The 14,372-nt window shown below is 73.4% G+C and carries 14 protein-coding genes; 7 read left to right on the top strand and 7 right to left on the bottom strand.

Annotated features, from left to right (window positions below; translation table 11 throughout):
- The coding region (locus IF27_RS26660; protein WP_052852377.1) for a hypothetical protein at positions 1-1,553 on the top strand (1,553 nt) is incomplete at its 5' end.
- A 219-nt stretch (positions 1,554-1,772) separates the two neighbouring features.
- Here IF27_RS26660 and IF27_RS26655 read toward each other — a convergent pair.
- Both IF27_RS26655 and IF27_RS26650 read right to left on the bottom strand, forming a co-directional pair.
- Entirely contained in the window at positions 1,773-3,005 is a 1,233-nt protein-coding gene (locus IF27_RS26655; RefSeq protein WP_052852376.1) for an MFS transporter, read from the bottom strand.
- A gap of 98 nt (positions 3,006-3,103) precedes the next feature.
- On the bottom strand, positions 3,104-4,114 hold the full coding sequence (locus IF27_RS26650; protein WP_420822057.1) for a GlxA family transcriptional regulator: 1,011 nt from the start codon (positions 4,112-4,114) through the stop codon (positions 3,104-3,106).
- Between the two features lie 153 nt (positions 4,115-4,267).
- Here IF27_RS26650 and IF27_RS26645 point away from each other — a divergent pair, with 153 nt between their 5' ends.
- From IF27_RS26645 to IF27_RS26625, 5 genes are all read left to right on the top strand, one after another.
- Positions 4,268-5,152: an NAD(P)-dependent oxidoreductase gene (locus IF27_RS26645; RefSeq protein WP_052852374.1), complete on the top strand. Its 885-nt coding sequence runs from the start codon at positions 4,268-4,270 to the stop codon at positions 5,150-5,152.
- On the top strand, positions 5,149-5,781 hold the full coding sequence (locus IF27_RS26640) for a maleylpyruvate isomerase N-terminal domain-containing protein (protein WP_052852372.1): 633 nt from the start codon (positions 5,149-5,151) through the stop codon (positions 5,779-5,781). Before IF27_RS26645 ends, IF27_RS26640 begins: the two co-directional genes overlap by 4 nt.
- Positions 5,782-5,824: 43 nt before the next feature.
- Positions 5,825-6,379 carry a DUF1697 domain-containing protein gene (locus IF27_RS26635; protein ID WP_052852370.1) on the top strand — a complete coding sequence of 185 codons (555 nt, stop codon included), beginning with the start codon at positions 5,825-5,827 and terminating at the stop codon, positions 6,377-6,379.
- A 116-nt stretch (positions 6,380-6,495) separates the two neighbouring features.
- Positions 6,496-6,726: a hypothetical protein gene (locus IF27_RS26630; RefSeq protein WP_052852367.1), complete on the top strand. Its 231-nt coding sequence runs from the start codon at positions 6,496-6,498 to the stop codon at positions 6,724-6,726.
- Positions 6,727-7,299: 573 nt separating this feature from the next.
- Positions 7,300-8,532, top strand: a complete 1,233-nt coding sequence (locus IF27_RS26625) for a lanthionine synthetase C family protein (protein ID WP_052852364.1) — start codon at positions 7,300-7,302, stop codon at positions 8,530-8,532.
- Positions 8,533-8,553: 21 nt separating this feature from the next.
- Here IF27_RS26625 and IF27_RS26620 read toward each other — a convergent pair whose 3' ends face one another.
- The 5 genes from IF27_RS26620 to IF27_RS26600 all read right to left on the bottom strand — a co-directional run bounded on the left by IF27_RS26620 (position 8,554) and on the right by IF27_RS26600 (position 12,768).
- On the bottom strand, positions 8,554-9,381 hold the full coding sequence (locus tag IF27_RS26620; RefSeq protein ID WP_052852362.1) for an SAM-dependent methyltransferase: 828 nt from the start codon (positions 9,379-9,381) through the stop codon (positions 8,554-8,556).
- A gap of 106 nt (positions 9,382-9,487) precedes the next feature.
- Complete coding sequence (locus tag IF27_RS26615; protein ID WP_052852360.1) at positions 9,488-9,904, bottom strand: Fur family transcriptional regulator; 417 nt, start codon at positions 9,902-9,904, stop codon at positions 9,488-9,490.
- 83 nt (positions 9,905-9,987) lie between these two features.
- Positions 9,988-10,866, bottom strand: coding sequence for a metal ABC transporter permease (locus tag IF27_RS26610; protein ID WP_052852358.1), 879 nt, complete (start codon positions 10,864-10,866; stop codon positions 9,988-9,990).
- A 7-nt stretch (positions 10,867-10,873) separates the two neighbouring features.
- Positions 10,874-11,638 carry a metal ABC transporter ATP-binding protein gene (locus IF27_RS26605; protein WP_052852355.1) on the bottom strand — a complete coding sequence of 255 codons (765 nt, stop codon included), beginning with the start codon at positions 11,636-11,638 and terminating at the stop codon, positions 10,874-10,876.
- Between the two features lie 77 nt (positions 11,639-11,715).
- On the bottom strand, positions 11,716-12,768 hold the full coding sequence (locus IF27_RS26600) for a metal ABC transporter substrate-binding protein (protein WP_110946261.1): 1,053 nt from the start codon (positions 12,766-12,768) through the stop codon (positions 11,716-11,718).
- 171 nt (positions 12,769-12,939) lie between these two features.
- On the opposite strand from IF27_RS26600, the gene IF27_RS26595 reads away from it, so the two are divergent.
- A complete protein-coding gene (locus IF27_RS26595) occupies positions 12,940-14,322 on the top strand; it encodes a glycine--tRNA ligase (RefSeq protein ID WP_052852353.1) in 1,383 nt (460 codons plus the stop codon).
- Positions 14,323-14,372 lie beyond the last annotated feature (50 nt).

The raw sequence follows: 14,372 nt of genomic DNA, 5'->3' as shown, positions 1-14,372 counted from the left end.
CCCCTCCCGACCCCCACGCCCCCGGCCACGGGACGGCCGATCCCGCGTCCCCCGATCCCGCGTCCCCCCGCCACGAGGCGACGGGCCCCGCGTCCGCCGACCCGTGGGCGCCCGCCTCTGGCCCGCAGGAGCCCCGCGCGGAACGCGGCACCCTCGGCCCCCGCCAGCGGGAGGCCGCCGCCCTCGCCTTCCCCGGCCCAGGCGCCCCCGCCCCGGCCGGTGACTACCGGCTGACGGCGGGCAGCAACCTCGCCGGTCTGGTCGCCGACCTCGACGCCGCGCTACCCAAGCAAGGCGTGCAGAACCTCCTCACCCAGGCCAACCGCACGCTGGAGACCGGCGGTTCATGCCCCGACCCGTTCGGCCGCGGCGATCCCGTCTCCGGCACCGACCCCGCCCTCAAGCCCCCGGTGGCCACCGTCGAGCGCTACTGCTTCGAGCACGACGACTCGGTCACCACCGAGTGGATACCCCAGGCCGTCACCGGCGTCTCCGACGCCCAGGAGGACGAGGCATGGGGCGACGCCACCCGGACCGTCCTCACGGGCTGGTACGACAACAGCAACCCGGGCCGCGGCGACGGCTGCACGTCCGGCGAGAGCGACGCCTGCAACGAGAAGGGCGTCCGCGTCACCTTCATCGACCCCGCCGCACGCGCCTACCGGCACGTGCTCCTCGTCTGGCCGTACCGCAACTCCTACGACCACATCTCCTTCGACGCGGTCCACGCCAGCGAGAGCCCCCAGCAGAACGGCATCCACGCGGGCGGCATGGTCTGGTACGGCAACTACCTCTACGTCGCCGACACGTTCAACGGCATCCGCGTCTTCGACATGCGGTACATCATGGACCTGAACCCGGACCAGGACGCGGCGGCGGACGACCCCACACCCGACGGCCTGCGCAGCAACGTCCGCGACAACCGCCAGGTCGGGCGCCAGAACAACGTCTGGTACTCCTACGGCTATCGCTACGTCATGCCCCAGGTCGCCACCTGGCGGCTGGCCGCGACCCAGTACAACTCCGGCTCGTCCAGCGCCTGCGCCGACACCGGCGCCCCCCGGATCTCGTATCTCTCCCTCGACCGCACCGGCACCGACCACCTCGTCGCCGGAGAGTACTGCGCGCCGACGGCTGGCCTGCCCTCGACCGGCCGCACCGGCTCCTGGCCCGTCGCGGAGCTGGAACGCCGCTCCGGCTCCGTCGCCGCGAACACCAGCTGGTTCCTGCCGGTCCACCAGGTGCAGGGCGTCGCTCGCCAGGACGGCGCCTGGTACGTCAACCAGAGCCACCGGTACAGCAACGGAAGCCTCTGGCGGGCACGGATCACCGGCGGACGTCTCACCCGCACCGGCGGCGAACTGCGCACGGCGGTCGGCCCCGAGGACCTCTACGCCGAACACGGACGCGGCACCGGCCGCGCACCCCGCCTGTGGTCGGTCTCCGAACACGCCGAGAACCTCACCGACGCCTCGTGCGCACCGACAGGCAACACCCCCTGCGGGCGCGTCCTCTACGCCCACGCGCTGACCACGCTCGACGGCGCCCCCTGACCACCTTCCCACCCTCACCCCGGCCCGGCGGTGGCCTCCACCCCCCACACCGCCGGGCCGGGACCCCCGGCCCACCGCCACGCCCCGTCGGCGCAGCTCCCGACGACCCGTCACACCCCTCGGCCCCATGACCGCCCCTCCGCTCCTCGGTGACACCCGGTTCGGTGTCTCTCTGTGACGAGGATGCCCGATGGTGGGGGGTTTGGCTACGGAGAGTGGTCAGTCTTCACGCGAAAGAGTGACGCCGGGCCGTACGGCGGGGAAGCCGTGCGTCCGGGCCGCCACCACCGCGGCCAGGGCGGGCGCCAGCAGGATCAGCACACTCCACGCGAGCGCGCCCGTGCCCGCGAGGTCGAGCAGGACCCCGCCGACCACGCCGCCCCCGGCCATCGCCGCGTTCCACAGCGTCACCAGCATCGCCTGCGCCGTGTCGCCCGACTCGCCGCCCGCGTCCCCGGCCGCCGTCTGGAGCAGCGACGGGGCGCCACCCCAGCCCAACCCCCACAAGGCCACGGCCACATAGACGAACGGCTCGCTCCCCGCGGCCAGCGCCAGCAGCGTCACCCCGGCCGCGAACAGCACCGTCCCGCCGACCGCCAGCAGCCGCAGCCGCCGGTCGATCCGCGCCCCCACGGCCCAGATGCTCAGCATCGACGCCACCCCGAAGACCAGCAGCGCCACATCCGTCGAACCACCCATGCCGTGCCGGTCGAGGAACGCCGCGATGTACGTGTACAGCACGTTGTGGGCCAGCACGTAGACCAGCGTCACGAAGAGCACGGGCCGCACCCCCGGCAGCGCCAGCGTCGCCCGCACCGGCGTCCGGCCGCCCCGCCCCGGCCCCGGCTGGTCGGGCACCAGCGCGGCGATCCACGCGATCAGCCCGGCGGCGATCACGGTCATCAGCCCGAACGCCGCCCGCCAGCCCAGGGTTTCCCCCAGATACGTCCCCGCGGGCACCCCCAGCGACAGCGCCACCGGCACACCCGTCATCACCACCGCGATCGCCCGCCCCTGGAGCGCGACCGGCACCATCCGCCGCGCGTACCCCGCCAGCAGCGCCCACGCCAGCCCCGCCGCCACGCCCGCCGCGCCACGCGCCACCATCGTCAGCGGATAACTCGCCGACACCGCCGTGACCGTGTTGGCCACCGCGAAACCCGTCATCGCCGTCAGCAGCAGCCGCTTACGGGGCCACCCGGCGGTCGCCGCCGACAGCGGGATGGCGGTCAGCGCCGTCCCCAGCGCGTACACCGTGACCGACTGCCCCATCGCGGACTCGCCCACCCCCAGGTCCCCGCTCATGGCGGGCAGCACCCCGGCGGGCAGCGTCTCGGTCAAGGCGGTCAGGAACACGGCCGTCGTCAGCGCCAGCAGCGCGGGCAGCGGAAGCCCGCCACGCCCGCCCCCACCGCTGGCGACGGCCCTCGGAGCGCTCTCATGCTCAGTCATGCCCAGATGTTCAGACCTTCACATCAATGTGAAGGTCAACGCGGGCCGGTGTGATCCGGGTCACGCGGCGGTGCGGCGGTGCGGCGGCGCGCCGGGCGTCAACCGTACGGCAGCGCGCCCGGCCCCGCCCCCGCCCCCGGCAGCGCCCGCGGGAACGCCCGCCGATACGCGTTCGGCGACACCCCGACCTGCTTGAGGAAGTGGTGGCGCAGATTGTTGGCGGTGCCAAGACCACTCAACTCCCCGACCTTCTCGACCGGCAGGTCCGTGGACTCCAGCAGGCTCCGCGCCCGCCCCAGACGCTGGTTCAGCAGCCACTGGAGCGGCGTCGTGCCGGTGGCCGCCCTGAGCCGCCGGTGGAGGGTCCGCGGGCTCATCGCCGCACGCCGCGCCAGGTCCTCGACCGTCAACGGCCGGTCCAGGTGGGCGCGCGCCCAGTCCAGCACGGGCGCCAGGCTCAGGTCGTCCGTGGCGGGCACCGACAGGTCGATGAACTGCGCCTGGCCGCCCGGCCGGTGGGCGGGCACGACCATCCGCCGGGCCAACTGGTTCGCGACACGCGCGCCCAGGTCGCGGCGCACCAGATGGAGGCAGAGGTCGAGCCCCGCGGTGAGCCCGGCGCTGGTGAGGACGTCACCCTCGTCCACGTACAGGACCGAGTCGTCCACCTCCACCCGCGGATACCGCTCGGCGAGCTGCGCGGTGTGCATCCAATGGGCCGTCGCCCGGCGCCCGTCGAGCAGACCCGCCTCCGCCAGCGCGAACGCGCCGGTGCACAGCGAGACCATACGGGCCCCCGCCTCGTGGGCCCGGCGCAGGGCCGTGACCAGGCCGCCGGGCAGCGGCCTGCCCTCCTCGACGCACGCGTCCGGCACGGACGGCACGATGACGGTGTCCGCGCCGACAAGGCCCTCCAGCCCGTGCCCCGCACGCAGCGACAGCCCCGACCCCGCAGGGGAATCCCCGCGCCCGCGCTCCCCGGTGCCGCACAACCGCAGGCTGTACCAGGGGTCCGCCAGGTCGGCCTGCGGCTTCCCGAAGACGGTGCACGGGATGCTCAGCTCGTACAGGTCCCACGAGGAGACGTCGATGTCCTCGGTCACCACCACGGCGACGGAACCAGGATTCATACCGCCCAGGGTATGGCGGGAATTTGGTGATCACCGTCATCGGTGTCACTGTTCCCGCCCGCCGCCCGCTGCGATCTTGGGGATCCCACACGACAGGACCGCCCCAGGCGGACGTACAGGGAGTTGACACGCATGCACGCAGACCGTTCGGCGGTGACCGTCATCGGACTCGGTTCCATGGGCTCGGCGCTGGCCGCCGCCCTCCTGGAGGCGGGCCACACGACGACGGTGTGGAACCGCTCGGCACACCGCGCCCGCCCCCTCGCCGACCGCGGCGCACGCCCGGCCGCGACCCCCGAGGAGGCCGTCGCCGCCAGCCCGCTCATCCTCACCTGCCTCCTCGACGACGAGGCGCTGCACGCCGTCCTCGACCCCCTCGCCGCCTCCCTCGCGGGCAAGACCCTGGTCAACCTCACCTCCAGCTCCCCCGAGCAGGCCCGCGCGAACGACACCTGGGCCGCGGCCCACGGCATCCGCCACCTCGACGGCGCGATCATGACCACCCCGCCGGGAGTGGGCAGCCCCGACATGATGTTCCTCTACAGCGGCTCCCCCGACGCGTTCACGGCCCACCGGCCGACGCTGACCTCCCTCGGCGACCCCCTCCACCTCGGCACCGACCCCGGCCTCGCCTCCCTCTACGACGCCGCCCTCCTCGGCCTCATGTGGTCCACGATGACCGGCTGGCTCCACGGCACCGCGCTGGTCGGCGCGGAGAAGACCCCCGCCACCGCCTTCACGCCCGTCGCGGTCCGCTGGCTCGGCGCCGTGACCGGCTTCCTCACCACCTACGCGGCCCAGGTGGACGACGGCCGCTACCCGGGCGACGACGCGACCGTGGACGTGCAGATAGCGGCGATCGACCACCTCCTGCACGCCGCCGCGGCCCGCGACATCGACAACGCCCTGCCCGAACTCCTCAAGTCCGCCATGGAACGGGCCAGGGACGCGGGCCACGGCGCCGACAGCTACGCCAGCCTCATCGAGGTGCTCAGGAACCCGGCGGCCGACCGGTGACCACGGCCACACCGACTCCGACTCCGACACCGACGGCGACGGCGACGTCCTGGACCGGCCTGCTGGCCGCCACCGCCGACACGTGCCTCGCCGCCCTCCGCCAGCAGGCCCACCAGAACTGGTCACGCCCCGCCCACGGCCTCGACTGGAGCCGCAGCCAGACCCTCGACCACCTCGCCTTCGGCCTCGTCGGCTACGCGGGCCTGCTCATCGCCCGCCCCACCGACCGCTACGTCACGCTCCTCGCCTCGCTCGACCCGCACGCCCCCGTCCCCGACCGCCTGGACGGCCTGCGGATCGCCGCCCACCTCCTCACCACCACCGTCCGCGACACACCCCCCGACGCACGCGCCTGGCACCCCTGGGGCCACTCCGACGCCACCGGATTCGCCGCCATGGGAATCACCGAACTGGCCGTCCACACCCACGACATCACCCGCACCCTCGACCCGGCCTGGTCCCCGCCCGACACCCCGGCCGCCGCCGCCGTCCACCGCCTCTTCCCCGAAGCCCCACCAGGACACGCCCCCGCCGACACCCTCCTGTGGTGCACGGGCCGCGCCGCCCTCCCCGGCCTGCCCCGCCGCACCGCATGGCAGTGGGACGGGACCACGCGCGACCACCCGTAACACCCCCCGAGCCCCCCGAGACGTCGCGCATTAGGGTGAGGAGATGGGAACGACCACCTACGCCGCCCTCCTGCGCGGCGTCAACGTCGGGGGCGGACGCAAGGTCCTCATGGCCGACCTGCGCGCCCTGCTCACCGAACGCGGCTACGGGCGCGTCCGCACCCATCTCCAGAGCGGCAACGTCGTCCTCGACACCGACACGACACCGCACGAGGCACTCGCCGAACAGCTGTCGGCGGCCCTCGCCGAGCACTTCGGCCTCCACGTGGACGTCCTCGTCCGCGACCACGCCTACCTGGCCGCCGTCGCGGACGCCTGCCCCTTCCCCGCCGACACCCTGGAGGGCAAGCAGCTCCACGTCACGTACTACTCCCACCCCGTGGACGCCGCCCGCTTCGCCGCCCTCGACGCGGCGGCGTACCACCCCGAGGAGTTCGCCCTCGGCGACCGCGCGCTCTACCTCCACACACCGGAAGGGCTCGGCCGCTCCCGCCTCGCCGAGACCACCGCCCGGCTCACCCCCGCCCGCGAGGGCATCGTCGCCACCACCCGGAACTGGAACACGGTACGCCGCCTCGTCGAACTCACCGCCCCCTGACCGCGCGCCGAACGCCGACACGTCGTCAGGTCCCGTCCATACGGGGCCCGTTGACTTGGCACACTGGTGGTGCGGACCCGCACGGGCCGCTCGGCGCAGGTGTGAGGAGTACCGGGGTGGTATGGCGGAAGCCGGTCGGCCGACTCGGGCGCGCGCCGCTGCGCGCGTGGACCGTGACGGACACCGAGTTGTGGACCCACGCCGTGTGCGGCCGGGTGCTCCCCGGCTGGGAGGGCCGCGCGGCCACCGGCGGCGCCACGGCCGACACCCGCCGCGCGCCCGACGGACCACCACCCGGCGACGACCCGCCGCCCGAGCCCGACCCCGACAGGCGCCCCACCCCCTGAACGGACGCTCCCGCACACCCACTCCGGTCGGAAGTCGGCCCTCTTCGTAACCAACGCGTTAATTACCAGTGTTGATCGGAAGAGGAAACACAGGAATCAAGTCGTCCTCGATCTGGCATGGCTTCAACAAGTTTGCACGGTGGGTAACCCGGGCCCCACGCCGGGCGCCGTCGGGAATCATGCCCCTGATCTCGGGGAGGTAACACACAGTCGCCCAAAGGGCATTGCCGCCGCACCGCCCCCCGGGCGCCGCCGCCCTACCGCACCGTCCGGAGCGCGGTCCAGGGACGTGACGAACGTGACTCAAATCCAGTCCAGGTCGATCTAGCGCAGGCGTCACTCCACCAACTACGGTTACGCGTGCAGCACAGCTCTTGCAAATCCCAATCACATTAGGAGTGTTGACTATGACTTCCTCCCGCGACTCGATCATCGGCATCATCGGCATCATCGGCATCATTGGCTGAAGCTGATCACTTGTCACCGAAGGGTGGCGGGCGGAGAACCGCCTGCCGCCCTTCGTCATGTCCGGGTACGGCCCCGGGACCCCGGGGGAGAGGAGGGTCCTGCACCGTGCACCCCGCGCCACGCCACCGCGACCAGGCCCGCACCGTCGCCGCCCGCATCCGCGGCGCGCTCGCCGACCCCGGCGCCGCCGCCGCCGACACCGGGCCCGCGTCCCCCTGGGGAGACCTCTCCCTCGCGAACGGCTACCCCGGCGTCTCCCTCGCCTTCAGCGGCAGCCCCCTCGGCGGCGCCGACCACGCACGCCTCGCCGCCGCCTGCCTCGACCGCGCCACCACGGCGGCAGCCCACGCCCCGCCAGGCGCGACCGGCATCCACGACGGCACCGGCGCCCTCGCGTTCGCCCTGCTCGTCGCCCACCGCGCCACCGGCGACCACCTCGACGCCCTCGACCGCCTCGCCACCCGATGGCCCCGCCCCCTCCACGCCGCCACCACCCCCGGCCTCGGCATCGGCGCCGACGGCCTCACCGGCATCGGCCGCCACCTCCTCGCCCGCGACGGCACGGCCACCCCCGGACTCCGCGCCGTCCTGGCCCACCTCATCACCCTCAGCCGCCGCACCGTCCCGCGCCACGGCCGCACCGTCCCCGCCTGGTGGTCCGCCCACGACGACCGGCTCCACCTCGGCCTCGCCCACGGCATCGCGGGCCCCCTCGCCCTGCTCTCCCTCGCCCACCGCGCCGGCGTCGTCCTCGACGGCCAGCGCGACGCCATCGAGCGCCTCGTCGGCCTCCTCACCGACTGGGCCGTACGGCAGGGCGACGGCATCCTGTGGCCCGCCCACCTCACCCCCGACGAGTGGGCCGCGGGACCACGCCACTGGTCACCCGCCCCCAGCCGCCCCACCTGGTCCGACGGCGCCCCCGGCACGGCCCGCGCCGTCCAGCTCGCGGCCCTCGCCCTCGGCCGCCACGACTGGCACACCCTCGCCCACCGCGCCCTGCTGCCCCTGATCACCCAGGACCCCGAGAAATGGGGCCTCGACAGCCCCGGCATCCGCCACGGCTGGAGCGGCGTCCTCCACCTCACCGGCCTCCTCGCCGCCCACCTCGACGACGGACGGCTCCGGCTCCTCCACGACGAGATCGCGTCCATCCTCCTCGCCCACCACGACCCGCGATCCCGCTTCTGCTACCGCTTCACCGCACCCGACGGACGCCCCGCCGCCTCCCCGGGCTTCCTCGACGGCGCCGCGGGCGTGGCCCTGGCACTCGACACCTACGCGGGCGGCGGCGGCCCCGCCGTACGAGGCTGGGACATGGCCCTCCTCCTCGCCTGACGACCGCCCGGGCCACCCCGCTCAGGGCTTGACGCCCACACCCGCCCACAGGCTCACGTCGGCGTCCGTGACCGCCGCCGTCGCCGCCGTCGCGCCCGTCCCGACGTGCTGCGGACGCCAGCGGTGCGCGATCACCAGCCCGGGGGCGACCATGTCGAGCCCGTCGAACAGACCCCGCACCTCCGCGTGCGTCCGCAGATACAGCGGATTCCCCGCACCCCGGTAGATCGCCGCGATCGCGTCCCACATCTCCGGCGCCAGATCCCGCGTCGCGTGCGTCAGCGCCAGCACGCTCCCGGACGGCAGGGCGTCCATCAGCGGGCCCACGACGTCCCGCGGATCCCCCGGCAGGAAGTGCAGCAGCGCGTTCAGACTCAGCGCCACAGGCCGGTCCAGATCCAAGGTCTCGGCCAGCTCCGGCGCCTCGAGAACCGCCCGCGGGCGCGTCGCGTCCGCGTGGACGTACGCCGTACGGCCCTCCGGCGCGCTGCCCAGCAGCGCCGTCGCGTGCGCCAGGACGACCCGGTCGTTGTCCACGTAGACCACCCGCGCCTCCGGAGCCACGGACTGCGCGACCTCGTGCAGATTCGGCCGCGTCGGTATGCCCGTGCCGATGTCCAGCCACTGCCGGACGCCGTACTCCGCCGCCAGCACACGCGTCACCCGATGCATGAACGCACGGTTGGCGTGCGCGACGGTCCGCGCGTGCGGCTGGACACGCAACGCCAGCGCCGCCGCCTCCCGGTCCGCCGCGTAGTTGTCCTTGCCACCGAGCAGGTAGTCGTAGATACGAGCCGTGTGCGCCCGGCCGAGCCCCAGATCGGGCCGCCCGTCCCCGCCGTCCGTCACACCGACTCCCTCCGGTCCGCCGACGGCCCCCACCGTAACGCGGCACCGCACGGCCCCGGCGCCCGGCCGGGGCACCAACAGGCCCCGCACGCCCGGCAGTCGGCGCTCAGGAGCAGGCGCCCGCGCAGTCCCCGCAGGTACCGAAGATCTCCACGGTGTGCCGCACGTCCACGAACCCGTGCTCCCGCGCCGTCGCGTCCGCCCACTTCTCCACCGCGGGCCCCTCGACCTCCACCGCCTTGCCGCACGCCCGGCACACCAGATGGTGATGGTGGTCGTCACTGGCGCAGCGCCGGTAGACGGCCTCGCCCTCGACGGTCCGCAGCACATCGACCTCGCCCGCGTCGGCGAGGGACTGGAGCGTGCGGTAGACGGTCGTCAGGCCCACCGAGTCGCCCTTGTGCTTCAGCATGTCGTGCAGTTCCTGCGCGCTCCGGAACTCATCGACCTCCGCGAGCGCCGCCGCGACGGCCGCGCGCTGGCGCGTCGAACGGCCGCGTACCGGTGGTCCCAGCGTCTCCACGTCTGCCTCCTCGCCGCAGAATCGGACCTGACCCCGCGTCGTCAGGGTAGCTGTTTTCGGTTGCTCCGGGCACAGGCCCGCCGCTACGCCCCGGCCACCCCCGCCGCCTCCGGCACCGGCACGGCCTCCCGCGCCGCCTGCCTGCGCGCCCGGCTCCTCGCCAGCGGCAGCGCCAGCACCGAGACCACCAGGAACAGCCCCAGCGCGATCAGCACGATCGTCGCCCCCGGCGGCACGTCCGCGTAGTACGACGTCACCGTCCCCGACACGGACACCAGCACCCCGAAGACCATCGCGAGCGCCAGCGTCATCACGAACCCACGCGTCGCCTGCTGCGCCGCCACCACCGGGATCACCATCAGCGCGCTGACCAGCAGCAGCCCCACGACCCGCATGGCGACCGTGACCGTCGCCGCGGCCGTCACGGCCAGCAGCAGGTTCAGCGTCCGCACCGGCAGCCCCGTCACCCGCGCGAACTCCTCGTCCTGACAGACGGCGAACAACTGCCGCCGCAGGCCGAGCGTCACCACCAGCACGAACACGGACAGCCAGCAGATCGCCGCGATGTCCCCCTCCGAGACCGTCGTGACCGACCCCCACAGGTACGACGTCAGGTTCGCCGTCGAACCACCAGGCGCCAGATTGATGAGCATCACACCGCCCGCCATGCCGCCGTAGAACAGCATCGCCAGCGCCACGTCCCCCCGCGCCCGCCCCGACGAGCGCAGCAGCTCCATCGCCACCGCCCCGACCGTCGAGACCAGCACGGCCGTCCACACCGGGTTCGCGCTCAGCAGGAAACCGAGCGCCACCCCCGTCAGCGCCACATGCCCGATGCCGTCCCCCATCAGCGCCTGCTGCCGCTGCACCAGGTAGATGCCGACGGCGGGCGCGGCGAAACCGATCAGCAGCGCGGCGAGCAACGCCCGCTGCATGAACGCGTAGTCCAACACCTCGAACATCACGGCCTCACAGGATCCCGGTCTGGAGCGACGGCGCGGCGGACGGCGGCAGCTCGTCCGCCGGATGGCAGGCATGCGACTCCGGCAGCTGCGCCGGATGGTCCACGGTCCGCTCGACCCGGCCGTGCGCCAGCACCACCGCCCGGTCGATCAGCGGCTGGAGCGGCCCCAGCTCGTGCAGCACCAGCAGCACCGACACACCCTCGGCCGTCAGCGCCGCGAGCGTCCCCGACAGCACCCGCTGGCTCGCCAGATCGACGCCCGCCAGCGGCTCGTCCATCAGCAGCAGCTCAGGGCCGATCGCCAGGGCCCGCGCGATCAGCACCCGCTGGTGCTGCCCGCCCGACAACGACCCCACCGGATCGCCCGCACGGTCCGCCAGCCCCACCAGGCCCAGCGCACGGTCCACGGCCGCCCGGTCGGCGCGCCCCAGCGGACGCAGCCGCCGCAACGCCAGCCGCCCCGACATCACCACCTCGCGCACGGTCGCGGGCACACCGCCCGCCGCCGTCGAACGCTGCGGCACGTACCCGATCCGCCGCCAGTCACGGAAGCGCCGCACCGGCGTCCCGAAGAGCGCCAGCTCCCCGCCGCTCACCGGCACCTGCCCCACGGCGGCGCGCACGGCCGTGGACTTGCCCGAGCCGTTCGCCCCGAGCAGGGCCACCACCTCGCCGCGCCGCACCGTCAGGTCCACGCCGCGCAGCACCGGACGTCCGCCCAGCTCCGCGCTCACGCCCCGCAGGGCTATGACGGGCTCTGGCTGCTCCATGGTCCGCTCCCCTTCCGTCCTCCGCCGTCCGCTTCTCCGCCGCCGCCGCCGTCCCGCTCCGCCCGGCCCCGTCCCCGTCAGGAGGCGGGGACGCCCAGGGCCGCCTGGAGCGCCGCCAGGTTCGCCCGCATCACGGCGAGGTAGTCGGAGCCCGCGGACTCGTCCGTGATGCCCTCGACCGGGTCGAGCACGGCCGTGGTCAGCCCGAGGTCGTCCGCGAGCGTCCGCGCGGTGTCGTCGCTGACCAGTGTCTCGAAGAAGATGGTGGAGACGCCGTCCGCCTCCGCGATGTCCTGGAGATCCCGCATCCGGGCCGCGCTCGGCTCCGACTCGGGGTCGAGACCGGCGATGGCCTCCTCGTGCAGACCGTACGCCTCCGCGAGGTAGCCGAAGGCGGCGTGCGTCGTGATGAACGTGTCGGACTGCCGCCCGGCCAGGCCCTCGGTGAACTCCCCGTCCAGCGCGTGCAGTTCCTCGACGAGCGTGTCCGTGTTCCGCGCGTAGTCCGCGGCGTGGTCCGGGTCGGCCTCGGCCAGGGCGTCGCCGACGCCCTCGGCGACCTCCGCGTACTTCGCCGGGTCGAGCCAGATGTGCGGGTCGCCGCCCTCGTGGTCGTGGTCGTGCCCCTCGTGGCCCTCCTCGGCGTGCTCGTCCCCGTGCTCGTCGGCGTGCTCCTCCTCGCCGTGCACGTCGTCGCCGTGCTCCTCCAGGGACGTGAACGACGTGGCCTCCGCGACGTGTGCGACGCCCGAGGTCTCCACCGCCTCGTCCACGGTCGGCTGGAGCCCGGCCAGGTAGACCACCAGGTCCGCCTCCGTGACCCGCGCCGTCTGCCGCGGCGACAGCTCCAGGTCGTGCGGCTCGACGCCCGGCCCGGTCAGCGTCGAGACCTCGACGTGGTCGCCGCCGATGCGCTCGGCCAGGAACTCCATCGGGTAGAACGACGCCACCACGTCCAGCCGCCCGCCGCCCGCGCCGTCCCCTCCGCCCCCGCCGTCGTCGGAGCCGCAGGCCGTCAGGGCCAGCAGCCCCACGGCCGTGGCGCCCGCGGTGAGCGCGGAGCCGGCTATCCGGGAGCGGGATCGGGAACGGGAACGCGTACCAACGCGACGGATGCTCATGACAGCCATTTTCAAGTCAGATGACAATCATTGTCAAATGTGGCCGCAAAGGTGTGACGACCGCCTCGATCCGCCCCCGCGGGCCCCCGCGGCGGGAACCCCGCCGATTTGCCGACGCCCCCTCGGGCGCCGGTAACCTGATCCAATTCCAGCGTCGTCCTTCGTCCCGAAGAGAGCACCGTGGCCGCCGACAAGATCGACACCATCGTCAGCCTCAGCAAGCGCCGTGGCTTCGTCTATCCCAGCAGCGAGATCTACGGCGGACAGCGCGCCGCCTGGGACTACGGACCGCTCGGCGTGGAACTGAAGGAGAACATCAAGCGCCAGTGGTGGCGGGCGATGGTGACCTCGCGCGACGACGTCGTGGGCATCGACTCCTCGGTCATCCTGGCCACCGAGGTCTGGCAGGCGTCCGGCCACGTCGCGACCTTCACCGACCCGCTGACCGAATGCACCTCCTGCCACAAGCGGTTCCGCGCCGACCACCTGGAGGAGGCGTACGAGGAGAAGCACGGCCACGTCCCCGCGAACGGCCTCGCCGACCTGAACTGCCCCAACTGCGGCAACAAGGGCGTCTTCACCGAGCCCAAGCAGTTCTCCGGCCTGCTGTCCACCCACCTCGGCCCGACGCAGGACACCGGCTCCGTCGCCTACCTGCGCCCGGAGACCGCCCAGGGCATCTTCACCAACTTCGCCGCCGTCCAGCAGACGTCACGCCGCAAGCCGCCGTTCGGCATCGCGCAGATGGGCAAGTCGTTCCGGAACGAGATCACCCCGGGCAACTTCATCTTCCGCACCCGCGAGTTCGAGCAGATGGAGATGGAGTTCTTCGTCAAGCCGGGCGAGGACGAGGAGTGGCAGACGTACTGGATGGAGCAGCGCTGGAACTGGTACCGCGGCCTCGGCCTGTCCGAGCAGAACATGCGGTGGTTCGAGCACCCGAAGGAGAAGCTGTCGCACTACTCCAAGCGCACCGCCGACATCGAGTACCGCTTCAACTTCGCGGGCTCCGAGTTCGGTGAGCTGGAGGGCGTCGCCAACCGCACGGACTACGACCTCGGCGCCCACGCCAAGGCGTCGGGCCAGGACCTCAGCTACTTCGACCAGGAGGCCGGCGAGCGCTGGACCCCCTACGTCATCGAGCCCGCCGCGGGCGTCGGCCGCGCCATGCTGGCCTTCATGCTCGACGCCTACCACGAGGACGAGGCGCCCAACGCCAAGGGCAAGATGGAGAAGCGCGTCGTCATGACGCTCGACCCGCGCCTCGCCCCGGTCAAGGTCGCCGTGCTCCCGCTCTCGCGCAACCCCCAGCTGTCCCCGAAGGCCAAGGACCTCGCCACGGCCCTGCGCAGGAACTGGAACATCGAGTTCGACGACGCGGGCGCCATCGGCCGCCGCTACCGGCGCCAGGACGAGATCGGCACCCCGTTCTGCGTCACCGTGGACTTCGACACCCTCGACGACAACGCCGTGACCGTCCGCGAGCGCGACACGATGAAGCAGGAGCGCGTCTCCCTCGACCAGGTCGAGTCCTACCTCGCCGGGCGCCTCGTCGGCTGCTGAACCGCCGCACACCGCACGGCCCCCGCAGCCAGAGGCCGCCTGACCCGCAC

Source organism: Streptomyces avicenniae (assembly GCF_000719135.1).
In the GTDB taxonomy this organism is placed as follows: Bacteria; Actinomycetota; Actinomycetes; order Streptomycetales; family Streptomycetaceae; genus Streptomyces; species Streptomyces avicenniae.
The sequence above is the reverse complement of the archived record's forward strand: the minus strand, read 5'-3'. Positions and strand labels throughout refer to the sequence as shown.